This window comes from Actinomycetota bacterium (assembly GCA_035540895.1).
In the GTDB taxonomy this organism is placed as follows: Bacteria; Actinomycetota; JAICYB01; order JAICYB01; family JAICYB01; genus DATLFR01.
The window spans coordinates 39,138-62,773 of record DATLFR010000075.1 but is presented as its reverse complement, the minus strand read 5'-3'; the positions used below and the strand labels follow the sequence as shown (position 1 = coordinate 62,773).

The 23,636-nt window shown below is 69.7% G+C and carries 25 protein-coding genes; 20 read left to right on the top strand and 5 right to left on the bottom strand.

Going from position 1 to position 23,636, the window contains the following annotated elements:
• The 7 genes from leuD to VM840_04585 all read left to right on the top strand — a co-directional run.
• Window positions 1-422 (top strand): 3-isopropylmalate dehydratase small subunit (gene leuD / locus VM840_04615; GenBank protein ID HVL80859.1); only part of this gene is annotated, 422 nt, incomplete at its 5' end.
• 33 nt (window positions 423-455) lie between these two features.
• A complete protein-coding gene (locus VM840_04610) occupies window positions 456-1,736 on the top strand; it encodes a PQQ-dependent sugar dehydrogenase (GenBank protein HVL80858.1) in 1,281 nt (426 codons plus the stop codon).
• Between the two features lie 153 nt (window positions 1,737-1,889).
• Window positions 1,890-3,629, top strand: coding sequence for an acetolactate synthase large subunit (locus tag VM840_04605; protein ID HVL80857.1), 1,740 nt, complete (start codon window positions 1,890-1,892; stop codon window positions 3,627-3,629).
• Window position 3,630: 1 nt separating this feature from the next.
• The gene (gene ilvN / locus VM840_04600) at window positions 3,631-4,203 is read left to right on the top strand and encodes an acetolactate synthase small subunit (protein ID HVL80856.1); all 573 of its coding nucleotides are present in this window, start codon (window positions 3,631-3,633) and stop codon (window positions 4,201-4,203) included.
• Window positions 4,204-4,212: 9 nt separating this feature from the next.
• A complete protein-coding gene (gene ilvC, locus VM840_04595; GenBank protein ID HVL80855.1) occupies window positions 4,213-5,256 on the top strand; it encodes a ketol-acid reductoisomerase in 1,044 nt (347 codons plus the stop codon).
• Window positions 5,253-6,848: a phosphoglycerate dehydrogenase gene (gene serA / locus VM840_04590; GenBank protein ID HVL80854.1), complete on the top strand. Its 1,596-nt coding sequence runs from the start codon at window positions 5,253-5,255 to the stop codon at window positions 6,846-6,848. The genes ilvC and serA overlap by 4 nt, the downstream gene beginning before the upstream one ends.
• A complete protein-coding gene (locus tag VM840_04585) occupies window positions 6,848-8,389 on the top strand; it encodes a 2-isopropylmalate synthase (GenBank protein ID HVL80853.1) in 1,542 nt (513 codons plus the stop codon). Before serA ends, VM840_04585 begins: the two co-directional genes overlap by 1 nt.
• Before the next feature lie 10 nt (window positions 8,390-8,399).
• On the opposite strand, the gene VM840_04580 is transcribed toward VM840_04585, so the two are convergent.
• Window positions 8,400-8,603 carry a hypothetical protein gene (locus VM840_04580; protein ID HVL80852.1) on the bottom strand — a complete coding sequence of 68 codons (204 nt, stop codon included), beginning with the start codon at window positions 8,601-8,603 and terminating at the stop codon, window positions 8,400-8,402.
• A 48-nt stretch (window positions 8,604-8,651) separates the two neighbouring features.
• The gene (locus tag VM840_04575) at window positions 8,652-9,317 is read right to left on the bottom strand and encodes a BTAD domain-containing putative transcriptional regulator (GenBank protein ID HVL80851.1); all 666 of its coding nucleotides are present in this window, start codon (window positions 9,315-9,317) and stop codon (window positions 8,652-8,654) included.
• Window positions 9,318-9,739: 422 nt separating this feature from the next.
• Between VM840_04575 and VM840_04570 the strand changes: the two genes are divergently transcribed.
• Complete coding sequence (locus VM840_04570; protein ID HVL80850.1) at window positions 9,740-9,928, top strand: STAS domain-containing protein; 189 nt, start codon at window positions 9,740-9,742, stop codon at window positions 9,926-9,928.
• Between the two features lie 298 nt (window positions 9,929-10,226).
• On the opposite strand, the gene VM840_04565 is transcribed toward VM840_04570, so the two are convergent.
• Window positions 10,227-11,249 carry a hypothetical protein gene (locus VM840_04565; GenBank protein ID HVL80849.1) on the bottom strand — a complete coding sequence of 341 codons (1,023 nt, stop codon included), beginning with the start codon at window positions 11,247-11,249 and terminating at the stop codon, window positions 10,227-10,229.
• Window positions 11,250-11,343: 94 nt separating this feature from the next.
• On the opposite strand from VM840_04565, the gene VM840_04560 reads away from it, so the two are divergent.
• From VM840_04560 to VM840_04545, 4 genes are all read left to right on the top strand, one after another.
• Window positions 11,344-11,598: a hypothetical protein gene (locus tag VM840_04560; protein ID HVL80848.1), complete on the top strand. Its 255-nt coding sequence runs from the start codon at window positions 11,344-11,346 to the stop codon at window positions 11,596-11,598.
• Window positions 11,599-11,934: 336 nt separating this feature from the next.
• Complete coding sequence (locus tag VM840_04555) at window positions 11,935-12,252, top strand: MarR family winged helix-turn-helix transcriptional regulator (protein ID HVL80847.1); 318 nt, start codon at window positions 11,935-11,937, stop codon at window positions 12,250-12,252.
• A gap of 310 nt (window positions 12,253-12,562) precedes the next feature.
• Window positions 12,563-13,372: a maleylpyruvate isomerase family mycothiol-dependent enzyme gene (locus tag VM840_04550; GenBank protein HVL80846.1), complete on the top strand. Its 810-nt coding sequence runs from the start codon at window positions 12,563-12,565 to the stop codon at window positions 13,370-13,372.
• The gene (locus tag VM840_04545) at window positions 13,369-13,791 is read left to right on the top strand and encodes a hypothetical protein (protein HVL80845.1); all 423 of its coding nucleotides are present in this window, start codon (window positions 13,369-13,371) and stop codon (window positions 13,789-13,791) included. Before VM840_04550 ends, VM840_04545 begins: the two co-directional genes overlap by 4 nt.
• On the opposite strand, the gene VM840_04540 is transcribed toward VM840_04545, so the two are convergent.
• On the bottom strand, window positions 13,788-14,600 hold the full coding sequence (locus VM840_04540) for a thioesterase family protein (protein HVL80844.1): 813 nt from the start codon (window positions 14,598-14,600) through the stop codon (window positions 13,788-13,790). The genes VM840_04545 and VM840_04540 overlap by 4 nt on opposite strands.
• A 41-nt stretch (window positions 14,601-14,641) precedes the next feature.
• Between VM840_04540 and VM840_04535 the strand changes: the two genes are divergently transcribed.
• From VM840_04535 to VM840_04525, 3 genes are read left to right on the top strand one after another with little or no spacing between them, the layout of a single operon-like run.
• Window positions 14,642-15,319, top strand: coding sequence for a DUF3137 domain-containing protein (locus tag VM840_04535; GenBank protein HVL80843.1), 678 nt, complete (start codon window positions 14,642-14,644; stop codon window positions 15,317-15,319).
• Between the two features lie 9 nt (window positions 15,320-15,328).
• Window positions 15,329-15,895 carry a LemA family protein gene (locus tag VM840_04530; GenBank protein HVL80842.1) on the top strand — a complete coding sequence of 189 codons (567 nt, stop codon included), beginning with the start codon at window positions 15,329-15,331 and terminating at the stop codon, window positions 15,893-15,895.
• Window positions 15,892-16,812 carry a DUF3500 domain-containing protein gene (locus VM840_04525; protein HVL80841.1) on the top strand — a complete coding sequence of 307 codons (921 nt, stop codon included), beginning with the start codon at window positions 15,892-15,894 and terminating at the stop codon, window positions 16,810-16,812. The genes VM840_04530 and VM840_04525 overlap by 4 nt, the downstream gene beginning before the upstream one ends.
• Here VM840_04525 and VM840_04520 read toward each other — a convergent pair.
• Window positions 16,809-17,657 carry a hypothetical protein gene (locus tag VM840_04520; protein HVL80840.1) on the bottom strand — a complete coding sequence of 283 codons (849 nt, stop codon included), beginning with the start codon at window positions 17,655-17,657 and terminating at the stop codon, window positions 16,809-16,811. The two genes, VM840_04525 and VM840_04520, sit on opposite strands and share 4 nt — an antisense overlap.
• 173 nt (window positions 17,658-17,830) lie before the next feature.
• Between VM840_04520 and VM840_04515 the strand changes: the two genes are divergently transcribed.
• From VM840_04515 to gltX, 5 genes are read left to right on the top strand one after another with little or no spacing between them, the layout of a single operon-like run.
• Window positions 17,831-18,898 carry a 3-isopropylmalate dehydrogenase gene (locus VM840_04515; GenBank protein ID HVL80839.1) on the top strand — a complete coding sequence of 356 codons (1,068 nt, stop codon included), beginning with the start codon at window positions 17,831-17,833 and terminating at the stop codon, window positions 18,896-18,898.
• A gap of 10 nt (window positions 18,899-18,908) precedes the next feature.
• The gene (locus VM840_04510) at window positions 18,909-19,826 is read left to right on the top strand and encodes a branched-chain amino acid transaminase (GenBank protein ID HVL80838.1); all 918 of its coding nucleotides are present in this window, start codon (window positions 18,909-18,911) and stop codon (window positions 19,824-19,826) included.
• A complete protein-coding gene (gene cimA / locus VM840_04505) occupies window positions 19,819-21,393 on the top strand; it encodes a citramalate synthase (protein ID HVL80837.1) in 1,575 nt (524 codons plus the stop codon). The genes VM840_04510 and cimA overlap by 8 nt, the downstream gene beginning before the upstream one ends.
• 3 nt (window positions 21,394-21,396) lie before the next feature.
• Entirely contained in the window at window positions 21,397-22,155 is a 759-nt protein-coding gene (locus VM840_04500) for a fumarylacetoacetate hydrolase family protein (protein ID HVL80836.1), read from the top strand.
• Window positions 22,152-23,546, top strand: a complete 1,395-nt coding sequence (gltX, locus tag VM840_04495; GenBank protein ID HVL80835.1) for a glutamate--tRNA ligase — start codon at window positions 22,152-22,154, stop codon at window positions 23,544-23,546. Before VM840_04500 ends, gltX begins: the two co-directional genes overlap by 4 nt.
• The last annotated feature ends 90 nt before the right edge of the window (window positions 23,547-23,636 follow it).

Here is a 23,636-nt window from a genome sequence, read left to right as displayed (position 1 = left end):
CGGGAGAGATCACGCTGGAGCCGAACCCGATCCTGGTCGCCGGACGCAACTTCGGGTGCGGGTCGTCACGTGAGCACGCACCGTGGGCCCTCCAGGACTTCGGCTTCCGGGCGATCGTCGCACCCAGCTTCGCCGACATCTTCCACGGCAACTGCACGAAGGTTGGCCTCCTCCCGGTGGTCCTGCCCGAGGACGTCGTGACCGAGCTCATGGACGCGGGCGAGGCCAGGATCGACCTCCGCGCCCAGACGGTGACGTTCGCGGGCCGGGAGGTGCGCTTCGACATCGATCCGGACGTGAAGCACCGCCTCGTCAACGGACTGGACGACATCGGCCTGACCCTTCAGCACGAGGCGGACATCTCGGCCTACGAGGCGTCCGGCCGCAGTGACCACGCGCCCGTCACCACGTCCCTCGCATGAAACCGGCCGGCCCGCGGTAGCGTTGGACAGGTGATGACCCGAGTCCGTGTGGCCACCGCCTGCTGTCTGCTCGCGCTCGTCACGGCCGCCTGTGGCCGCGGGGAGCCTCAGACGGACGACGCCCGGCGCATCCAGGCGAGCCCGGATCTCAGCGACGCCACACCGGACCCCCTGGAGACCGAGGCGCCCCCGGAGGGGTCGCCGGGGGCGAGCCGATCCACCGGCCGGATCACCGCGCCGCGTCCGACCCCGGCTCCCGGACCGTCGCTCGCCGACGCCCGGGTGGGGCTGACGCAGGTGGCCAACCTCAACCAGCCGCTCGCTATGCAGGTGGCCCCGAACGACGACTCGCTGTACGTGGCCGAGAAGGGTGGACGGATACGCGTCATCAGGGGCGGCCAGGTCGAGTCGTCGGCGGTCCTCGACATCTCGTCGGAGGTCTCCACCGGCGGAGAACAGGGTCTGCTCGGCCTGGCCTTCTCGCCGGACGGTCAGTACCTGTACGTGAACTTCACGAACCGCGACGGCAACACGGTCATCAGGGAGTACCGGTGGGCGAACAGGCGTGCCGACGTCTCGACCGCCCGCGCCGTCCTCGGGTTGAACCAGCCCCGCGCCAATCACAACGGCGGCGACCTGCAGTTCGGACGCGACGGCAAGCTGTACATCTCGACGGGCGACGGAGGCGGGAGCGGCGACCCGGATAACAACGCGCAGGACCTGGGGAACCTCCTCGGGAAGATCCTGCGGATCGAGCCGCGCCCGGCCGGGAGCCAGGCCTACAGCATCCCGGCCGACAACCCGTTCGTCGGTCGGACCGGGGCACGCGGGGAGATCTGGGCGTACGGACTGCGCAACCCTTGGAGGTTCTCGTTCGACCGAGCGAACCAGGACCTGTACATCGCAGACGTCGGGCAGAACGCGGTCGAGGAGGTCAACTGGCGCGCGGCGGCGTCGAGGGGCGGCGAGAACTACGGGTGGAACCGGCTGGAGGGCTCGCGTCAGTTCCAGGGCAGCGCCCCCGCCGACCACGTCCTGCCCATATACGAGTACGAGCGGGTGGCCGGCCACTGCGCCGTGACCGGCGGGTACGTGTACCGAGGCCAGCGCATCCCCGCCCTGGCGGGGGCGTACGTGTTCGCCGACTTCTGCAAGGGCGAGCTGCGAGCGTTCGTACAGGACGGGGGCCGCGCGGTGGGGCATCGGTCCCTGGGCGTGAACGCGGCCCAGGTGTCGGCGTTCGGCCAGGACGCAGTCGGAGAGATCTACGTGATGTCGCTCGCGGGGCCGGTGTACCGGATCGACCCGGTGTGATTGACGTGCCCGCCCGCCGCTCCCATACTGTGTCTTCGATGAAGACCCTGAAGAGCTCGATCGTACTTCGGTAGGCAGGCGCCGCCCCGGCGCCTGCCAGACCTCTCGTCGACCCGGCGAGGGGTTTTTTGTTGGTCGCGAAGGAGAGACGACATGGAGTTCAAGGCCGGAGACCAGGTGACGGGGGCCCAGGCCCTCATCCGCTCGCTCGAGCTCGAGGGTGTCCGGCACGTATTCGGGATCCCCGGGGGGACGATCCTCCCGGCCTACGACCCGCTGCTCGACTCGTCGATACGTCACATCCTGTGTCGCCACGAACAGGGCGCCGCCCACGCCGCGGACGGGTACGCGCAGGTGACCGGGGTGCCCGGGGTCTGCTTCGCGACGAGCGGTCCGGGCGCGACCAACCTCGTCACCGGGCTCGCGTCCGCCTGGATGGACTCGGTGCCCATCGTCGCCATCACCGGCCAGGTCTCCCGCGGCGTCCTCGGTGGGGACGCCTTCCAGGAGGCGGACGTCACCGGGATCACCATGCCGATCACGAAGCACTCGTGGCTCGTGAAGGACCCGAAGGACATCCCGCAGGTGATCAAGGAGGCCTTCCACATCGCGGCGACCGGGCGCCCGGGACCGGTGCTCGTCGACATCCCGAAGGACGTCCTGCAGGAGGAGTTCGGCTGGTGGTACCCGGACGCGATCGACCTTCCCGGCTACCGCCCCCCGACCACCGGCGACCCCGAGCTCGTGCGCCGGGCCGCGGAGGCGATCGCGCAGGCCAGGGAGCCGATCCTGTACACGGGGGGTGGGATCGTCCGCGGTTTCGCGGCCGAGAAGCTGCGCGAGCTCGCCGAGCTCACACGGATCCCCGCGGTGACCACGCTCATGGGACGTGGAGCGCTCCCGGACGACCACGAGCTGTGCCTGGGGATGCCCGGGATGCACGGCAACTACACCGCCGTGCGGTCCATGCAGGAGACGGACCTGCTGATCGCGCTCGGGGTCCGCTTCGATGACCGGGTGACCGGCGCGCTCAGCTCCTTCGCGCCGAACGCGAAGGTGATCCACGTCGACATCGACCCGTCCGAGATCGGCAAGAACCGGCAGGCGGACGTCGGGATCGCCGGCCACGTGAAGCACGTCATCCCGCAGCTCACCGCCGAGCTGCGCCGGCTGTACGCCGAGCGCGGCGCCCCCGACCTCAGCGGCTGGCGGGCGAAGCTTCGCGACTGGCAGGAGCGCTTCCCACTGCGCTACCCGGACACCTCCGCGAACGGCCAGCTCGTCCCCGAGTACGTGATCGAGCGGATCGGGAAGCTGACGAACGGCGACGCTATCTACTCCTCCGGGGTGGGGCAGCACCAGATGTGGGCTTCGCAGTACATCCGGTTCAAGCGTCCGAACACCTGGATCAACTCGGGGGGCGTGGGCGCGATGGGGTACGCGGTCCCGGCCGGCATGGGAGCCAAGGTGGCGCGTCCCGACTCCGACGTCTGGGTGATCGACGGGGACGGGTGCTTCCAGATGACCTGCCAGGAGCTCGCGACGATGACCACGGAACGGATCCCCGTCAAGATCGCGATCATGAACAACGCCTACCTGGGGATGGTCCGACAGTGGCAGGAGCTCTTCTACGACGGGCGCTTCTCGCAGATCCATCTGACCCAGGACGTCCCCGACTACGTGAAGCTGGCCGAGGCGTACGGCGCGATCGGGTTCAGGTGCGACGACCCGAGCGAGGTCGACCCGATCATCGAGAAGGCGCAGTCGATCGACGACCGCACGGTGGTGATCGACTTCCGGTGCGACCCCGGCGAGAAGGTGTTCCCGATGGTCCCGGCGGGCCAGTCCAACGACGACATCATCATGGGCCCGCTCTTCGACGAGGAGGCATGAGATGAAGGACGTCCTCTATGAGAAGCGCGCCTACAAGGGACGCAAGGGGGTCCACACCCTGTCGGTGCTCGTCGAGAACAGGCCGGGCGTGCTGGCCCGTATAGCCGGGATGTTCGCCCGCCGCGGGTTCAACATCGAGTCGCTCGCGGTGGGCCCGACCGAGGACCCCTCCATCTCCAGGATGACCATCGTCGTGAAGGTGGAGGCGAAGCCGCTCGAGCACATCGTCGGTCAGCTCGACAAGCTCGTGAACGTGCTGCACATCGAGGAGATCCACGCCGAAGCGGGGGTGCAGCGGGAGCTCATGCTGATCAAGGTCGCCGCGGAGCCCGGCACCCGGTCCCAGATCATCGAGATCGCGGACATCTTCCGGTCCAAGATCGTCGACGTCGACCCGTCCGCCCTGACGCTCGAGGCGACCGGCACGCCGGACAAGCTCCAGGCCCTGATAGACATGCTCAGGCCGCACGGCATCCTCGAGACGGTTAAGACCGGGCTCATCGCGCTCGACCGGGGCCGCCACACGATCCACGACGCGTACGAGCACCACCGGACGGCCCGGGACACGGCCTAGGAGGCACAGATGGCGACGATCTTCTACGACGGTGACGCGGACACGAAGAACCTCCAAGGCAGGCGCATCGCGATCATCGGGTACGGCTCCCAGGGACACGCGCACGCGCTGAACCTGTCGGACTCGGGGATGGACGTGCGGGTCGGTCTGTACGAGGGCTCGAGGTCCTGGGGTCAGGCGGAGAGCGACGGGCTGACCGTCCTGCGCACCGAGGAGGCGTGCAAGGAGGCGGACCTGGTGATGGTCCTGCTCCCGGACACGGTTCAGAAGCAGGTTTACGCGGAGTCGATCGCGCCGTACCTCGAGGCGGGGAACGCGCTCTTCTTCGCCCACGGGTTCAACATCCACTTCCGGCAGGTCGTGCCCCCACCGGACGTCGACGTCGCGATGATCGCCCCCAAGTCGCCCGGTCACCTCGTCCGCCGCACCTTCACCGAGGGAGCCGGTACGCCGTCGCTCGTGGCCATCCACCAGGACGCGACCGGCAACGCCCTCCAGGTGGCGCTCGCGTACGCGAAGGGGCTGGGGGCCACCCGGGCCGGGGTCCTGCAGACCACCTTCGCCGAGGAGACGGAGACCGACCTTTTCGGCGAGCAGGTCGTCCTCTGCGGCGGCGCCTCCGAGCTCGTCCGCGCCGGCTTCGAGACGCTGGTCGACGCGGGTTACCAGCCGGAGATCGCGTACTTCGAGTGCCTGCACGAGCTGAAGCTGATCGTGGACCTCATGTACGAAGGCGGTCTGTCGTGGATGCGGTACTCGGTCTCGGACACGGCCGAGTTCGGCGACTACACCCGCGGCCCCCGGATCATCGACCAGGACACCCGCGCCCGCATGCGTGAGATCCTGGACGAGGTGCGGTCCGGAGCGTTCGCCCGGGAGTGGATCCTCGAGAACCAGGCCGGACAGCCCGGCTTCCAGGCCATGCGCCACCGAGCGCGCGACCAGCGGATCGAGGAGGTCGGGAAGCAGCTGCGGTCGATGATGTCCTGGCTCGACGCCAAGCACGTCCCGGGGTCGGGCCCGGGACGGGAGACCGGCGGGAACGGGAGTTGAAGCCTCGCGTCCTGATCACCGAGTCGATCGCCCCGTCGGGCATCGAGACGCTCGAGGGCGGCGGGCTGGAGGTGGACGTACGCACCGGCCTGACCCCCGATGAGCTCCTGGAGGCCATCGGTGGGTACGACGGGTTGATCATCCGTTCGGCGACGAAGGTCACCTCCGAGGTGATCGACGCGGGAGCCCGGTTGAAGGTGGTCGGGCGCGCTGGGATCGGTGTCGACAACGTCGACGTGACCGCGGCCACCCGGCGGGGCATCGTCGTCGTGAACACCCCGCAGGGCAACATCGTCTCGACGGCGGAGCACACGGTGGCCCTGATGCTCGCGCTCGCCCGGCAGATCCCCCAGGCGCACGCCGCACTCACATCCGGCCGCTGGGAGAAGAAGAGGTTCGCGGGCGTGGAGCTCAGCGGGAAGGTGGTCGGGATCGTGGGTCTCGGCCGCGTCGGCACCCTCGTCGCTCAGCGCTGCCACTCCTTCGGGATGCGGATCATCGCTCGCGACCCGTACCTGGCTCCCCAGCGCGCCCAGCGGCTCGGCATCGACCTGGTGGAGATGGACGAGCTGCTCGAGCAGGCCGACGTCATCTCGCTGCACGTGGTCAAGACGCCCGAGACCCACCACATGATCGGGGAGCGGGAGCTCGCGCGCTGCAAGGACGGCGTGTTGATCGTCAACGTCTCGCGCGGCGGGGTGGTCGACGAGGACGCCCTCGCCCGCGCCATCTCCTCGGGCAAGGTCGGGGGCGCCGCCCTCGACGTGTTCGAGACGGAGCCGCTCACCGACTCGCCGCTCTTCGGCCTCGACCGGGTCGTCGTGACCCCGCACATCGCCGGGCAGACGGCGGAGGCACAGGACAAGGCGGGCACGATCGCCGCCGAGCAGGTGCTGCTCGCCCTGCGCGGCGAGTTCGTGCCCAACGCCGTCAACCTGGAGGCCGGCGGTGAGCTCCCCGAGCTCCTGCGCCCGTTCCTGCGGTTGGCGACCCGGCTCGGGCGACTGGTGGCCGCCCTGGCCGGTGAAGGGGTGGGCGCGCTCGAGGTGGCGTACCACGGTCCGGTCGCGAGCGAGGACACCCGGGTGCTCACCCTGTCCGCCCTGCGAGGGTTCCTGCAGGCGGGCGTCCACGAACCGGTCACCTACGTGAACGCACCGATGGTGGCGTCCGACCGCGGCATCGACTACACGGAGACCCGGTCGGCCGCGAGCACCGATTACACGAACCTCGTCCGGGTGACCGCCCGGCGGGACGGCGAGCCCGTGGTGGTGGGGGGGACGCTGGTCGGACGGGCGAACGAGGAGCGGGTGGTCGAGATCGACGGGCGCCCGCTCGAGATCGCCCTCACGCGGTACATGGCCTTCTTCCGATACGACGACCGGCCCGGGGTGGTGCACCGGGCGTCCGGGCCGCTCGCCGACGCGGACATCAACATCAAGAACATGGTGGTCGCGGAGCCTCCCTCCCCCGGGGAGCCCGCGGTCATGGCGCTCGCCGTCGACTCGCCCATCCCCGCGGAGGTGCTCGAGGCCGCGATGGAGGCGGCCGGCATCCGGTCCGGACGGTTCGTCGTACTGGAGGAGGGCTGATGGACAGGATCTTCATCTTCGACACCACTCTGCGCGACGGAGAGCAGTCGCCGGGGATCGCCCTGAACGCGAAGGAGAAGCTGGAGATCGCCGAGCAGCTCGCCCGGCTGCAGGTCGACGTCATCGAAGCCGGGTTCCCCATCACCTCGGACGGCGACTTCGAGGCCGTGAAGTTGATCGCCGAGAACGTGAAGGGCCCCCAGATCGCTGCCCTCGCCCGCACGGTGGACATCGACATCGACCGGGCCTGGGAGGCCATACACGACGCGCGCGATCCCCGGATCCACGTCTTCCTCTCGACCTCGGACATCCACCGCAAGTACATGCTCCAGGCCTCCGAGGAGCAGATCGTCGCCCAGGCGGTGGAGGGGGTGAGGAGGGCGAAGCGCTACACGCCCAACGTCGAGTTCTCGCCCCAGGACGCCACGCGCACCGACGCCGACTTCCTCTGCGAGGTCGTCCAGGCCACGATCGAGGCCGGCGCGACGACGATCAACATCCCCGACACGGTGGGGTACACCCTCCCGCACGAGTTCGAGGAGCTGATCGGCTACCTGTACGAGAGGGTCCCCGCGCTCACAGAGGTCGTGCTGTCCGTTCACTGCCACAACGACCTGGGGCTCGCCGTCGCGAACTCGCTGGCCGCCGTCCGGGCCGGGGCGCGACAGATCGAGGTCGCGGTGAACGGGATCGGCGAACGAGCCGGGAACTGCTCGCTCGAGGAGGTCGTGATGGCCATCCGCACACGCCGCGAGCTGATGTGGGTCGATGTCGAGGTGAACACGCGCGAGATCGCCCGGACCTCCCGGATGGTCTCCCTGCTCACCGGGTACCCGATCCAGCCGAACAAGGCGATCGTGGGCGCCAACGCCTTCGCGCACGAGTCGGGCATCCATCAGCACGGCGTGCTCCAGGACCGCATGACGTACGAGATCATGGACGCCGCCGAGATCGGCCTCGAGGGGGGCCGGATCGTCCTGGGCAAGCACTCCGGACGACACGCCTTCACCGCCCAGCTCGAGGCGATGGGCTACCAGCTCGCGCCGGAGGAGCTGAAGCGGGCCTTCGAGCGTTTCAAGGAGCTGGCGGACCGCAAGATCCAGATCACCGACACCGATATCGAGGCCATCGTGGCCGACGAGATGCGGACGGCGGACGACCACTGGGAGTTCGACAGCCTCGAGGTCGTGGGCGGCTCCCAGATCTCCGCCAAGGCGACCGTCACCCTACGGAGCGCCGATGGACAGACTGTCTCCGAGACCGCGGCGGGAGACGGGATGATCGACGCGGCGTGCGGCGCGGTCCGGAGGGCCACGGGGGCAGAGGCACGGCTGGTCTCGTTCAACGTCGGGGCCGTGACGGCCGGGACGGACGCGCTGGGGGACGTCTCCGTCCAGGTTGAGGTGGAGGGAGACCGGTGGACGGGCCGGGGCGTTTCCACGGACGTGGTCGAGGCTTCCGCGCGGGCGTTCCTGGACGCGATAAACCGGGCCATCCGCGTTGGCCCGCGCGAGCGGGCAGCGGACGCGCCCGGACCGTGAACCGCTGTCCCTAGTTCGACTCCACGAACCGGTCGATCCAGCTCTGCACGACCGCGCTCAGAGCCTGCGGTGTGCCCGCCATCTCCACCGCCTCTTGTGTCTCGGCTATGTCCAGGGTCTGCGTCACGCGGGCCCGGAACCCATCCTCGGCGTTGCCCTCGATCCACAGACGTACGATGAGCAAACCGGTGCGATCGGCTGACTGGGTCTTCATGGATGGAGCGTCGCAGGCGCGCGTCACCGCACCGTCACCGCTCCCGGATCAGTTCAGCTTCAGGCCTTCGACCAGCGCGCGGATCTCGCTCGACGGCTCGCGTCCCAGCTCGTCGTAGAGGAGGGCGCGGAACGCGTCGAACTCCCGCAGCGCGGCCGCCACGTTGCCCGCCGCGATGTGAGCCTCGATCAGCGCCCGCCAGGCGCTCTCACGCAGCGGCTCCCCCGCCACGGCCGCCATCCCAGCCTGGACGGCCTGCCCGAAGCTCCGGGCAGCAGTGAGCCGGCGGCACAGGGCCTCGAGAGCCCGCAGGCGGAGCTGGTGGTAGGCCTCCCGCTCGACCAGGACCCAGTCCTCGGTCCAGTCCGGGAGGAGATCGGCGCTCAGCACCTCGTCGTCCAGCTCCGCCGGGTCGTCGAGCTCCTGAGATGGGTCGAGCACACGCCGGGCGAGAGCCTCTCCCTCCCGGAGATCGACCGTGACCAGCGGAGAGAGCTCGATGTGATCGCTCGTCACCTCGACGAGGGAGTACCTGGGATGACGGAGGCGGGTGAGGGCCGAGCGGAGGCTGCTGCCCGCGCGCTGCTCGTTCGCCTCCGACCACAGGGACCCGCTCACGTAGCTCCGGAGCAGGGGACGCGCCTGCAGGGCGAGGAAGCAGACCAGGCGCTGACAGTTCGTCGGCAGGGGGAAGACCTCTGACTCGATGCTCAACCGGAACCCGCCGAGCAGACCCAGACGCACCGGGGACGGGTCAGACCCCCCCCTCGCCCCGGGCCTCGTATCCATCGTGGTCCTCGGCCCGTCCTGTGGCCGCACACCTCCCAGGCTCACGATACCCGCCCCCCGGGACGGTGACGCTCGGGTGACGGGGGGGTGCGAAGGTGCGCACGAGGAGTCGCTCGTTCGAGCGGCCCGGGAAGGGAAGTCATGGGCATGTCGGGAGCTGAGCAGGGCACGGGAACGGTGTTCCGCCTGGGTCTGAGCGCGGTCCGGACCACGTTCGCGCACTTCACCGTCGAGGTGAGGGCCGTCCCGGGTGAGACCGTGTTGACCCTGCGCGGAGAGCTCGACATGGCGACCGAGCAGACGTTCGAGAACGCGCTCGCAGGGATCGACGGGGGGTCCCCCGCATCGTGCTCGATCTCTCGGGGCTCACCTTCATCGATTGCTCCAACATCGGGCTCATCCACCGGGCGGGCACCGCGGCCGCCCGTCGAGGCGCGCGCCTCGAGGTCAGGGGCGCCTCTCCGCACTTGCGCCGGGTCTTCGATCTGGCGGGGTTCGTCAGCTCCAACGGCAGCGGGCTCGTCCCCGCGTCCTGAGCCGGACCGTCCAGCGCGCTCGAGCCCGAGGAGCTGAAGCGGGCTCTTCGAGCGTTGCGACGGCACGGGCCGCCAGATCCAGATCGCCCGCACCGACCCGAGGCCATCCGTCGCGACGTTGCGGCGGACGACCACTGGGCCTCGAGGTCGTTGGGGGTGCCAGAGTTCGAAGGCCACCGTCGCCCTACGGGGAGCGCGTGCGCCTCGGCCGCCCGCCCGCGACGTAGGGGTCGCTGGCCGCTGAGCGGGAGGAGCAGGAGGGAGGCACGGCTCGCTGGCCGTACCCCCCTCGTACCTCCTATCGACCCGTACCGATCCTGCCCGCGGATCGTGAGATCAGCGTCAGAAGGGCGCCGAGCATGAGTGCCGACACGGCCAGTAGCAGGATCGTCGCCGTATCGGCCCCCGTGGCGGGCAGGGTCGAGCGTTCGTGCGCGCGCGAGAGGGTGAGGTCGGTGCTCGCGGCGCTCAACCGACTGCCCCCGGCCTGCGCCGTCGTCACCTCTGCGGGGGTGACGAACGCGACGGGCGAGCCCGACACCTCTGCGCCGGAGCCGAGACCGTCTGCCGGATCCTGTCCAGGGCGGTTGCCCGGACCGGTTCCCGGACCCGTTCCCGGACCCGTTCCCGGACCGGTACCCGGACCCGTTCCCGGACCGGTACCCGGACCCGTACCCGGACCCGTTCCCGGACCGGTACCCGGACCGGTACCCGGACCCGTTCCCGGACCCGTTCCCGGACCGCCGTATCGGTTCACGACGGTCACAGAGCAGTTGACGGTGCCGCCCCCATCGTTGGCCGAGCCGTTGCACTGGTCGATGTCCAGCGGCACGGCAGACACGTCACCCTCGACCGAGCAGTTCACGCGTCCGGGGGCCCCGCCCCCGTTCGCCGAACCGTTGCACTGGTTCACGGATGCATCCGTCGTGTCTTGCTCGGCCGGCCCCGAGCACGCCAGAGGATCGCCAGCGGGATCGACCCCGCCCTCTCCGGAGCCGTTGCACTGGTTCACGGTTACCGGCACGGTCGGCGTCCCGGCCGGGACATCGTTGATGACCGTGACGTGGCACGTCACGTTGCTGCCGCCCCCGGTGGCCACCCCGTTGCACTGGTCGACCTTGGTCGTCAGTTCGTCCGATTCGGTGACGGAGGTCGTGCAGCCGAACGGAGGTGTCACGCCCGCCGCTGCGAGGCAGCTCCGCGTTGTCACCTTTGAAGATGTCTCCCCCTCGGCCGTCACCGTGTTCTCGATCGTGACCTCGCAGGTGATCTCCCACCCGGCAGTAGCTCCGGGGAACTCGGGAGGGTTGCACTGGTTCACGTCGTGAGACGAAGCAGGAGCCACGTCGGCCGTGCCGATGGGAGCATCTCGGCTCGGCGCCGAACCCGATCCAGAGGTACCGGAGGCGTCCGACGTGGTGCTCGTGGCCGTGGCCGTCGTCCCCTGCGGCGTCGATACGGAGGCCTCCTCGATCGCCGCCGCGATGTCGGAGCGGAACGCCGCCCGCTCCGGCATGGGCCGGGAGGCGGCACGGCTGGTGCCAGAACGGACCGCGGCCACCGCCTCCAGTGCCGACGAACGGGCCTCGGCGACCGACGGTGCACGACCTGCGGGCGAGGAACGGATGGCCCCCGCGGTTTCGGCCGCGTCCGTGGGCCAGGTTCGCTGAGGCATGGTGGTGTCCGCGACCGCGGACCCACCCGTGGCTCCGAGGATCACCGCAACGCAAGCTGACGCCAGCGCGCCGGTGAGTAGTATCCGCGCCGTGGAGCGACTGCTCCTACCCGGCGGCCCTGGGTCAGTGGGTTTCAGGCGTTCGGGTCCCGGGCTCCGGGCGCTTGCAGGCGCATGGTCCATGTGTCTCCCCTCCGTGTTGGACCTCGGCCCCTCGGCTGACGCGGGGGAGACGGGATCTTCGGTGCGGCCCGGTCGGACCGCGTCCCCCACCATACTCTGGAATTCAAGAACCAGCAATTTTTTTCCAATAATGCGTTAGAGTGAACCCATGGGCGAATGGCGGTTCTTCACGAACCACGCGAGGGTGCTCTTCTTCATCGCGGAGCGGCCGGACGCCCGCCTCAAGGACCTGGCGGCCGAACTACACGTCACGGAGCGGACCGCCTACGGGATCGTGGTCGATCTGACCGATGCGGGTTACGTGGTGAAGGAGAAGGATCCGGTGGACGGCCGCCGCAACCGGTATCGGATCCAGGGGCAGTTGCCCTTGCGGGAGTCGTTCGGTCGGGTCAGGACCATCGGCGAGGTGCTCGCCCTGCTCGCTCACCCCCCGCCGCACCGGCGATCCGGCTCTACGGCTGGTTGAGCGGACGAAAGAAGGGGGCCGCTCCGGAGAGCGGCCCCCTATCGGATCTGTGGTAACCCCCGAGCCGTGGTTCCCGGTCGACCAGGCGGGAAGCTCAGGAGCCGGCGGTCTGCTTGGATTCTGCCGACGCCATCTCACCGGCAGAGGTGGTGAGCCGGAGGTGGTCCTCCGGGCCCGGGTGGATCTGCGTCAGCAGACAGCCACCTCACGGGTCGAGTGCGGTTTATGCAACTCTGGACCACCTCCTTTCTCGTGTACGGACAGGATAGCGTCGGTGTCGAGCGTTCGCCGCGGATCTGGAGGACTGGATATGGCCGAAGGGGACCAGGTTCTGGTGGACCACCTCGAGGAGGTCTGGGGCTCGATCTCCGAGCTCTGCGAGGGGCTGTCCGAGCAGGAGTGGAAGACGATGACCGACCTCCCGGGGTGGTCGGTCCAGGACAACGTCTCCCACATCGTCGACATCGAGCAGCGACTGGACGGGCGCCCGGGTCCGGAGCACACCCCGGCCGACCTGTCCCATACGCGCAGCGAGTTCGGCGCGCTCAACGAGGTGGGCGTGGACTGGCGCCGCTCACGCACGGGAGCCGAGGTCCTCGAGGAGTTCCGGACGACCACCTCGGAGCGCCTGGCCAGGTTCCGGGCCTACGGGCCCGACGATTTCGAGGCGGACTCCTGGACCCCGCTCGGCCCGGGGAAGGTCCGGGACCTCCTCCCGATCAGGACGCTCGACTGCTGGGTCCACGAGCAGGACATCCGCCGCGCCCTCGGACGTCCGGGCCACACGTCCGGACCGGCCGCCGAGACGGCGCTGGACAGGCTGTTCGGCGCGTTCGGGTACGTGGTGGGCAAGAAGGCGGGGGTCCCGGAAGGGACGGTCGTGCGGCTGAGCGTGGAGGGCTCCCGAACCGTCACCGTCGGGATGACCGATGGACGGGCGGGTCCGGCCCCCGACGACGCCGAACCCGACGCGGAGATCGTCTGCGACCTCCCCACCTACATCGCCCTGGCCACCGGACGGTGGGACCGCTCGACCGCGCTCCAACGCGGGGTCCTGAAGCTCGGGGGGGACGAGGACATGGCCGGGCGCGTGGCGGACGCGCTCAACGTCATGCCGTGAGGCCGGTCGCCCTCCTCCTCGCGCTGCTGGCGCTGGCCGGCGGGTGCCGGACGAGTCGGCAGTCGGCCTTCGAGGCCTGGCAGGTGCCGACGACGGGGATCCCTCCCTACGACCTGCAGGTCGGGACCGACGAGCGGGAGGACCTGTTCAGCGCGCAGGTCGTCGCGCAGGGGTGGACCGAGGAACAGGCCAAGCAGGTCGCAGCCGACGTGATCGAGCAGCGGCGCGAGAGCTACGCCGCGATCGCGGTGCGGTTCGTATCCGACGCCGGGGAGATGGTGGCCGGGTACGCGCGGGAGCAGAGCGGTGCCAACCACCTCCGGACGTTCGGGTTCGACCCCGGCGAGGTCGAGGCGCACGGTTACCCGTTCCTCGGGTTCCTGCGCGCCGGTCCGCCGCAGCCGGCTCCCGAGGGCTAGGCGCGCCCGGGGATCAGGATGGCGAGCTGCCTGGACTGGGCGAGGAGGAGTCCATCCCGCGTCCACAGCTCCCCGTCCTCCTCGATGAAGCCGTCGTGGGCGGTCCGGGTGCGGAACACGCCGAGCAGGTAGTCGTCCGGGGTCGCCCCCGGGACCGGGAGCGACCGCCGGAAGTGGATCGTGAGGTCGATGGTCGGCACGCCCGCCGGCGGCATGACCTTGCTGAAGACGGCCGGCGCCCAGGCGTCCATCAGCTGGGCGACGAGCAGCGCGTCGGCGACCCGCGGCTCGCTCGGGCGGATCCAGGCTCCCGAGACGGCTTCGCCTCCCTCGCCGAGCGGCGCCACGCCGACCGCCCACCGGAAATCGAAGCGGTCCAGGAACGGGAGGTCGCCCTCGCGCTCCGGACGGAGCGGGAGCGACTCCGGTGGCGGCGCGTCCGGCATCTCGATCTCCGAGAACTCCACGGACCCCCCGAACGGACCCGAGAACGCTCCCAGCGCCAGGGCCACGAGCTTGCCGTCCTGCTCCATCCGGGCGGAGACCGTGGACAGGGTGCGCCCGGTGCGCTCGGCCACCGTCCGGACCGTCACCGGACCCTCCACGGGTGGGCGCACGTAGTGGACGGTCATCGACCGCGGGTGGCGCGTCGGGTCCGCCACGGTCATGGTCATCGCGCGCAGGACGATCGAGGCGATGTAGCCGCCGTTGGGGCCCCGGACGATCCACCAGCCCCCGTCGATGCGTCCCTCGAAGAGGTCCTGGTCGGTGCGCTTCAGCGCCGTGTCGCGGTCGAATCTGTTGTCCACGGCGCGGGAGCCTAACAGACGGCCGATCTAGTCTGTACGCGATGGACCCCGCGATCCTCTTCGTCCTGTTCGCGATAGTCGCCGTAGCCTTCGGGATCTGGTCGTGGATGCGCGAGCAGCAGCGTCGGGAGGCCTGGTTCCTCGCCGCGAACCAGCTCGGCTTCGAGTACTCACGCGAGGACCCGTTCTCCATCGTGCGGATGCCCTTCTCCCTGTTCCGGAAGGGGGACGGCCGTGGCGCCGAGAACGTCGCCTGGGGCCGCTGGAAGGACCTGGACGTCCGGGTCTTCGACTACTGGTACTACACCGAGAGCACCGACTCGAAGGGCAACACGTCGCGAAGCTACTCCAGGTTCACGTGTGCGATGACGCCCGTCCCCGATGCCTGGCCGCACCTCAGCGTGACGCGGGAGACGGTCCTGTCGCGGCTCGGCGACTTCGTCGGGTTCCGCGACATCCAGTTCGAGTCCGACGAGTTCAACCGGTGCTTCCAGGTGAAGTCGTCCGATCCCCGTTTCGCGAGCTACCTGATCGACCCGCGCATGATGCAGTGGCTGCTGGACGGCAACACCCGGTGGTCGTTCGAGATGAACGCCGGCTGGCTGCTCGTCTGGAGCGGCCGCCTGCGGGAGCCGAAGCTGCATGGACACCTGTACGCGCTGGCGGGCTTCCTGCGCCAGGTGCCGAAGGTCGTCCACGAGGTGTTCGGCTCCCGGTAGCGTTGTGCGATGGAGGCGTTCTACGGCGGGCTGGGCGCGCTGCTCGTGCTCGGCGTGGCCGTCCTGATCTCATACAACCGCTTCGTCGAGCAGCGGAACCTGATCCGCAACTCCTGGTCGAACGTGGAGACGGAGCTCCAGCGCCGCTACGACCTGATCCCCAACCTCGTGGAGAGCGTGAAGGGGTACGCGGCCCACGAGCGCCACGTGCTCGAGCGGGTTACGGAGGCGCGGGCGGCCGCCTCCCGAGACCACGGGTCGCCCGGCCACCAGGCCGCCACAGAACGCCGACTGGTGGCCGCGATGCGCCAGCTCCTCGCCGTCGTCGAGAGCTACCCGGCGCTGAAGGCGAGCCATCACTTCCTGCGACTGCAGGACGAGCTCGTGAACACCGAGGACCGGCTCGCCGCGGCCAGGCGCTTCTACAACGCCAACGTCCGCGACCTCAACCGGCGTGTCCAGTCGATACCGTCGAACCTGGTCGCGTCCGCGTTCGGGTTCACCGAGCAGGAGTACTTCGAGGTGGACGAGGTCGTGCGCCGGTCCGGGCCCCCCCGGGTGGACGTGACATCGTGACGGCCGAGATGACCCAGGCCGCCGTCCGGGTGCTCGGCTCCCTGGACGACGCGCAGCGCGCCAAGGCGGTCCGGACCTTCCCCGACGACGAGGACCGACGCGCCTGGTACTACACCCCCGGCCCCCGGACGGGGCTGGCGCTCGGGGAGATGACGCCTGCCCAGGCGACGGACGTCCACCGCCTCCTGGCGACGGCGCTCAGCATGTCCGGGTACGCCAAGGCGACCGCGATCTGCGCGCTCGAGCGGGTCCTCGACCGCGTGGAGGGCTGGGACCGCAACCGCGATCCCTCCCTCTACCACCTGACCGTCTTCGGCTCCCCCGGCGAGCACGCGTGGGGGTGGCGGTTCGAGGGCCATCACGTGTCCGTCAACGTCGCGCTCGTGGGAGACGAGGTGGCGTCGACGCCGCTGTTCCTGGGCGCCAACCCGGCCGTCGTGCCGGGCGCGACCCGTCCCCTGGGGGACGAGGAGGACGCGGCCCGCGACCTCCTGGACACGCTGGGGCCGACGCAGCTCGAGCTGGCGGTCGTGGCCGAGGAGGCTCCCCCGGACATCCTCACGTCCAACCATCCCGCGGTCGACCCCGCGGTCATGACCGGCGGCATCCCGGGCGGCGTGCTGCGTCCGGACCAGCAGTCGCTCCTCGCCCGCCTCGTCCGCGTCTACCTCGACCGGCTCCCCCGCGCGTTGGCCGACGCTCGGTACGAGCGGATGGAGGTCGAGCGGCTCTCGTTCGCGTGGGCCGGGCCGGCCGCGCCTGGGCGCCGTCACTACTACCGCGTCTGGGGGCCCGGTTTCCTCGCCGAGTACGACAACACCCAGGACGACGCCAACCACATCCATGCCGTCATGCGCGACCCCGAAGGGGACTTCGGCGAGGATCTCCTACGCGCGCACCTGCGCGAGGAGCATTAGGTCGCGACCGGTCCGGTCGCGTACCGGATGGGGTTCGCCCCGAGCGCGACGGCGTCGGCCATCCGCTGTATCCCCTCCGGCCCCGCGTGACGCAGGTTGGGCGCCATAGCCCACCGCCGGCGGAGGTCCTGCGGGTACATCAGTCCCGGCGTGACGACCACGCCGCGGCCGGCGCCCGAGGACTGGAACCGGAGGAACGCGTTGTTGAGCTCCTCGTCGGAGACGACGCGCCCCAGCTCCGACTGGACGACGACGATCGCTTCCCGTCCCACCTTGTAGACGTCGTTGGTGACGGTGAAGTCGAGCCCTGCCGCCTCGAGCAGGGCTCGCACCAGGTCTCGGACGTCGTCTGGGCTGCGCAGCCTCGACCGGACGGACTCGGGCAGGTCGAAGCGCTCGGCGAGGGTCCTGGCGCCGGGCTCGTCCCCCGGCTGCAGGTCCGCGGGTCCGCCGCCGGGGGTGCCGCCGGTGGGCTCCGTCCGCCGTGTGCCCACACGCGGATCGGCGATGCCGGCGGGCATCGACGTCTCGGGGCTGTCCATCACCGTCCGGGAGACGGTGCCCAGGGTGGTCCCGGACGCCCCCTGGACCTCGACGTCCTGTACGTCGGCGTGGGCGGTGAACACCTGGACCGCCGCGTCGTGGACCAGCCGCTGGACGACGGGACTGTCGGGGTCGCCGGCGGTGACGTCGAGGCGGACGGTCGCCCTGCCGTCGCGGATCCGGACGTCGGTCTCCTCCGTCTCGGGAGCCTCCGGACGCGGTCCCGGCTTGTTGCGCGAGACGACCACGGCCACGACGGCGAGGACCACGAGCAGCAGCACGATGCCGATGACGATCTCCATGTCCAATACATAACGCACCGCGCCATGCCCGTGTTTGATGGGGGGGTGCGTGTCCTGCATACTTGTCTCCCATGAGCAGCTTCCAGGTAGCCATCGGGTAGGCGGGCGCCGCTCCACGGCGTCCGCAGCGGCCTCTCGCCATCCGGCGGGAGGTCTTCTCTTTAGGAGACGGTTTGGACGAACGCAGTTACCGCATCGCGGTCATCCCGGGGGACGGGACGGCGCCCGAGGTCGTGCGCGAGGGGCTGAAGGTGCTGGACGCCGCGGAGTCGGCCTTCGGGTTCCGCACGGAGCGGGTCTCCTACGACCTGGGAGCCCAGCGCTACATGGACACCGGGGAGACCCTGCCCGACCCCGTCCTCGACGAGCTGCGTCAGATGGACGCCATCTACTTCGGCGCGGTCGGGCTCCCGGGGGCCGTGAAGCCGGGGGTCCTGGAGCGCGGCATCATCCTCCGGCTGCGCTTCGAGCTCGACCTGTACGTCAACCTCCGGCCCGTGAAGCTCTACCGCGGCGTGCCGTGCCCGATCGTCGGCAAGGGACCCGAGGACATCGACTTCGTCGTCGTCCGGGAGAACACGGAGGGCCTGTACGCCGACGCGGGTGGGTTCCATTACAGACACACACCCGACGAGGTGGCGTTGCAGACGAGCGTGAACACGCGCCGGGGGGTCGAGCGGGTGATCCGGTACGCCTACGAGTACACGCGCCGCCGCGACAAGGACCGCAGGCTGCACTTCGCCGGTAAGACGAACGTGCTCACGTACGCCCACGACCTGTGGGACAGGGTGTTCAACGAGGTGGGCGAGGAGTACCCGGACATAGATCGCGAGTACGGACACGTCGACGCCATCTGCTTCTGGTTCGTCCAGAACCCCGAGTGGTTCGACGTGATCGTGACGGACAACCAGCTCGGCGACATCATCACCGACCTGGGGGCGGCGATCCAAGGGGGCATGGGGGTCGCCGCGTCCGCCAACCTCAACCCGGACGGCGTCTCGATGTTCGAGCCGATCGGCGGGACGGCGCCGAGCTTCACGGGACAGGACGTCATCAACCCCATGGCCGCGATCGGGGCGCTGCAGATGATGCTCGACCACCTGGGCGAGCGCGACGCCGCCCAGGGGGTGGAGCGGGCCATGGAGCAGGTCTTCCCGCGTCTGGAGGGGATGGGAGCGGGGCAGATGGGATACTCGACCACGGAGGTCGGCGACATGGTCGCATCCTCCGTCGACCGATAGGGGGCGTCAGATGCCGATCACGAAGACCGAGAAGATCTGGATGGACGGGGAGCTCGTCGCGTGGGACGAGGCGAACATCCACATCCTCACCCACACGCTGCACTACGGGCTGGGCGTGTTCGAGGGCATCCGGGCGTACAAGACCGCGCGCGGACCGGCCGTCTTCCGGCTGACCGACCACATCGTCCGTCTCCACAACAGCGCCAAGATGTTCATGATCGACCTCGAGTACTCCGTGGAGGAGCTGGTCGAGGCGACGAAGGAGACCGTCCGGGTCAACGGGATGAGCGAGGGGTGCTACATCCGCCCCATCGTGTACCTGGGGTACGGCGAGATGGGGCTCAACCCGCTCCCGGCTCCCGTGAACGTGTCCATCGCCGTCTGGCCGTGGGGCGCGTACCTCGGCGACGAGGGGATCACCCACGGCGTGCGGATGAAGATCTCCTCGTGGCGCCGCCACGACCCCAACATCATGCCGCCAGCCGCGAAGGGGACCGGCATGTACATCAACTCGCAGCTCGCCAAGGTCGAGGCACTGAAGGCGGGCTACGACGAGGCGATCATGCTCTCCCCACAGGGCTACGTGAGCGAGTGCACCGGGGAGAACCTGTTCATCGTGCGGGGCGGGAAGCTCCTCACCCCCCCGATCTCCGCAGGGGCTCTCGAGGGCATCACCCAGGACTCGATCGTCCGGATCGCCACCGATCTCGGGTACGAGGTGGAGGCCCGCAACATCCTCCGCAGCGACCTGTACACGTGCGAGGAGGCCTTCTGCACGGGGACGGCCGCCGAGGTGGTTCCGATCCGCTCGGTCGACGACCGGGAGATCGGCGATCCCGGGCCGATCACCAAGAAGATCCAGGAGACCTTCTTCGCCGCCGTCCGGGGTGAGGTCGAGACCTACGGCGATTGGAACGAGTATGTCTGAGCGTCGTGTCGACCTGTTCGACACGACGCTGCGCGACGGCGCGCAGATGGAGGGGCTGACGCTCACCGTCGACGACAAGCTCCGCCTGGCTGCCAAGATCGACGAGCTGGGGGTCCAGTACATCGAGGGCGGCTGGCCGGGCTCCAACCCGAAGGACGAGGAGTTCTTCCGCCGGGCTCCCGACGAGCTGCGGCTGAAGCACGCACGGCTCGTCGCGTTCTCGTCGACCCGCCGGGCGAACGTCACCCCCGGGAAGGACACGAACCTGCGCGCGCTGGTCGCAGCCGGCACCCCGGTCGCGTGCATCGTCGGCAAGTCGTGGGACCTGCAGGTGCGCGAGGCCCTGCGGACGACGCTCGACGAGAACCTGAAGATGGTGTCGGACTCGGTCCGCTACCTCAAGCGACACTTCGACGAGGTCCTGTTCGACGCCGAGCACTTCTTCGATGGGTACAAGCGCAACGAGCGATACGCCCTGCAGGTCCTCGAAGCTGCGGCGGGGTCGGGCGCCGACGTCCTCGTCCTGTGCGACACGAACGGGGGCTGCCTGCCCGACGAGGTGGGACGCATCACGGCGGAGGTCGTGGCACGGTTCGACATGGCGATCGGCATCCATTGCCACAACGACTGCGAGGTCGGAGTGGCGAACTCGCTGGCGGCGGTCGACGCCGGCGCTGTGCACGTGCAGGGCACGATGAACGGGTACGGCGAGCGCTGCGGGAACGCGAACCTGCTCTCGATCGCGGCCAACCTCGCCCTCAAGAAGGGCGTCGAGTGCCTCCCGGACGGCCACGTGGGCAAGCTGACCGAGGTCGCACACTTCGTGGCCGAGGTGTGCAACCGGTCGCTCAGCCCGAACCAGCCGTTCGTGGGGTCCAGCGCGTTCGCGCACAAGGCCGGCCTCCACGCCTCCGCGGTCGCCCGTCGCCGCGACCTCTACGAGCACATCGAGCCCGAGCTCGTCGGCAACGTCCGCCACCTCGTCGTGAGCGAGCTCGCCGGACGTTCGACGATCGTGATCAAGGCGCAGGAGCTGGGGGTCGATATCGGCGGGGAGAGGACGGTCACCGGCGTCCTGCGCCACATAAAGGAGCTCGAGCACGTCGGGTACCACTTCGAGGCGGCCGACGGATCCTTCGAGCTGCTGCTCCGGCGGGCGACCGGCTGGGAGCAGGAGTTCTTCAGGATCGAGTCCTTCCGCACCATCACCGAGTCGGACGGGCGCGGGGGCGTCTCGAGCGAGGCGACCGTGAAGCTCTACGCGCGCGGCGAGCGCATCATCTCCACGGCGGAGGGGAACGGTCCGGTCAACGCGTTGGACGCCGCCCTGCGCAGCGCGCTCGCGGGGCTCTACCCGGAGCTAACCCAGATCCACCTCGCCGACTACAAGGTGCGCATCCTCGACGAGAGCAAAGGCACGGGAGCGGTCACCAGGGTCCTCATCGAGTCGACGGACGGCGAGAAGGAGTGGGGGACGGTGGGGGTCTCGGAGAACATCATCGAGGCGTCCTGGGAGGCGCTCCTCGATGGCTACGTCTACGGCCTGCTCCACCGGTCCGGTCGGTAGCCGATGCGATTCGCTCGCTTCGCCATCGGGTCGACCATCGGCTACGGGATCGTCACGGACGACGGCATCCGGGCCATGACGACGACACCTTTCCTCCCCTGGCAGGAGACGGATGAGGTGTTCGATCCGGTCGACGTCCGGCTCCTCGCGCCGGTCCTGCCGTCGAAGGTCGTGGCGGTCGGGCTCAACTACGCCGACCACGCCGCGGAGCGCAACAAGCCGCTGCCGTCCGAGCCCTTGCTGTTCCTGAAGCCGTCCACCTCGGTGATCGGCCACCGGGAGACGATCCTGCTCCCGCCGCAGTCGGAACGCGTGGACCACGAGGCGGAGCTGGCCGTCGTCATCGGCCGCGCCGCCCGCGACCTCGACCCGGACGAGGCAGGCGAGGCGATCCTGGGCTACACGTGCGCGAACGACGTGACCGCGCGGGACCTGCAGGACCGCGACGTGCAGTTCACGCGCGCGAAGGGGTTCGACACCTTCTGCCCGCTCGGCCCCCACATCGTGACCGACGTCGACCCTTCCTCCCTGGAGATCAGCTGCCTGGTGAACGGGGCGGTCCGGCAGTCCTCGAACACGAAGGAGCTGATCTTCCCGCCCGCGGTCCTCGTGTCCTACGTGTCCTCGGTCATGACGCTGCTCCCGGGGGACGTGATCCTGACCGGCACCCCGGCCGGGATCGGCCCGCTGGGCGACGGCGACACGGTGACGGTCGAGGTCTCGGGCGTCGGAGCCCTCGAGAACCGGGTGGCGTCGAGATGAGCGTACGGGTCCGGTTCGCGCCCAACCCCTCGGGAGAGCTGCACGTCGGCTCCGCCCGGGCCGCCCTGTTCAACTGGCTGTTCGCTCGGCATCACGGCGGCGCGTTCGTCCTGCGGATAGAGGACACCGACCCCGCCACGGCGCGGCCCGAGTTCATCGAGCCGATCCTGGACGGGCTGCGCTGGCTCGGCCTCGACTGGGACGAGGGTCCGGACGTGGGGGGCCCGTACGGACCGTACCGTCAGTCGGAACGACGGGAGCTGCACCTGAAGACGATCGAGCGGCTCGTGGATGCGGGCGCGGTGTACCGCGACTACTGCACGCCCGACGAGGTGAGAGCGCGAGGCACGGCCCGCGGCTACGACCGCCACTGCCGGGACCTCGGGCCGGACCAGGTGGCGGCCTTCGAGGCGGAGGGCCGTCCGTACGCGCTGCGCTTCCGGGTGCCCGAGCGCACGATCGTCCTGAACGACGTCGTACGGGGGGACGTGACGGTGGAGTGGAAGGACGTCCAGGACTTCGTGATAGCGCGCTCGGACGGCACCCCCACCTTCGTGCTGGCCAACGTCTCCGACGACCTGGCGATGGACATCACCCACGCCATCCGCGGCGAGGACCTCCTCTCGGCGGCCGTTCAGAACCTCCTCGTCTACGAGGCGCTCGGAGAGACGCCGCCGGTCTACGTGCACCTGCCGCTGATCCTGGACGAGCAGCGCAAGAAGCTCTCGAAGCGGAAGATGGCCACGGGCATGCACGCGTTCCGCGCGGCCGGCTACCTGTCCGAGGCCCTGGTGAACTTCCTCTCCCTGCTCGGGTGGTCGCCGGGGTCGGGGGAGGAGATCCTCCCTCGCGAACGGATCGTCTCCGAGTTCGACCTCGACCGCGTGCTGCACCACGGAGCGGTCTTCGACCGCGAGAAGCTCGACTGGATGAACCAGGAGTACATGAAGGCGCTGTCGGCCGACGAGTTCGAGGCCCGGGTGCTCGAGCTGCACCCGGAGGTGCCGGCGGAGGTCCTGCGCCGAGCGGTCGAGCTCGACATGGTCCAGACGCGCGTCCGGACCCTGTCCGAGGTTCCGCAGGCGATCCACTACCTGCACACGCGTCCGGCCGTGGACCCGGGTGCGCGGGACAAGGTGCTCGCGACCGAGGATGCGAGAGCCGTGCTCTCCCGAACCGCCGACGCCCTCGAGCGCGTGGAGCCCTGGACCCACGAGGCCATCTGGGAGGCCGTCCAGGCCGTCGCCGAGGAGGTCGGCCTCAACAAGCGCAAGGCGACCGCCCCCATACGCGTCGCCATCTCCGGGTCGCAGGTCTCCCTCCCGCTGCCCGAGTCCATCTTCGTGATCGGGCGCGAGGAGTCGGTCGCGCGCCTGCGCGAGGCCGTCTGACACGACCGGCCGTACGATAGACGGATGACCGGCTGCCCGCGACGGGACCGGGCCTCTGCGGCTCTCCTGCGCGCCGCCGGTGCCGACCAG

Excerpts from the sequence above, each read along its gene's own strand:
- VM840_04605 (HVL80857.1), top strand. The coding sequence starts at position 1,890 with ATGGAGTTCAAGGCCGGAGACCAGGTGACGGGGGCCCAGGCCCTCATC.
- VM840_04530 (HVL80842.1), top strand. The coding sequence starts at position 15,329 with ATGGAGGCGTTCTACGGCGGGCTGGGCGCGCTGCTCGTGCTCGGCGTG.
- VM840_04520 (HVL80840.1), bottom strand. The coding sequence starts at position 17,657 with ATGGAGATCGTCATCGGCATCGTGCTGCTGCTCGTGGTCCTCGCCGTC.
- VM840_04585 (HVL80853.1), top strand. The coding sequence starts at position 6,848 with ATGGACAGGATCTTCATCTTCGACACCACTCTGCGCGACGGAGAGCAG.
- cimA (HVL80837.1), top strand. The coding sequence starts at position 19,819 with ATGTCTGAGCGTCGTGTCGACCTGTTCGACACGACGCTGCGCGACGGC.
- VM840_04580 (HVL80852.1), bottom strand. The coding sequence starts at position 8,603 with ATGAAGACCCAGTCAGCCGATCGCACCGGTTTGCTCATCGTACGTCTG.
- gltX (HVL80835.1), top strand. The coding sequence starts at position 22,152 with ATGAGCGTACGGGTCCGGTTCGCGCCCAACCCCTCGGGAGAGCTGCAC.
- VM840_04610 (HVL80858.1), top strand. The coding sequence starts at position 456 with ATGACCCGAGTCCGTGTGGCCACCGCCTGCTGTCTGCTCGCGCTCGTC.
- VM840_04555 (HVL80847.1), top strand. The coding sequence starts at position 11,935 with ATGGGCGAATGGCGGTTCTTCACGAACCACGCGAGGGTGCTCTTCTTC.
- VM840_04500 (HVL80836.1), top strand. The coding sequence starts at position 21,397 with ATGCGATTCGCTCGCTTCGCCATCGGGTCGACCATCGGCTACGGGATC.
- ilvC (HVL80855.1), top strand. The coding sequence starts at position 4,213 with ATGGCGACGATCTTCTACGACGGTGACGCGGACACGAAGAACCTCCAA.
- VM840_04535 (HVL80843.1), top strand. The coding sequence starts at position 14,642 with ATGGACCCCGCGATCCTCTTCGTCCTGTTCGCGATAGTCGCCGTAGCC.
- VM840_04550 (HVL80846.1), top strand. The coding sequence starts at position 12,563 with ATGGCCGAAGGGGACCAGGTTCTGGTGGACCACCTCGAGGAGGTCTGG.
- ilvN (HVL80856.1), top strand. The coding sequence starts at position 3,631 with ATGAAGGACGTCCTCTATGAGAAGCGCGCCTACAAGGGACGCAAGGGG.
- VM840_04510 (HVL80838.1), top strand. The coding sequence starts at position 18,909 with ATGCCGATCACGAAGACCGAGAAGATCTGGATGGACGGGGAGCTCGTC.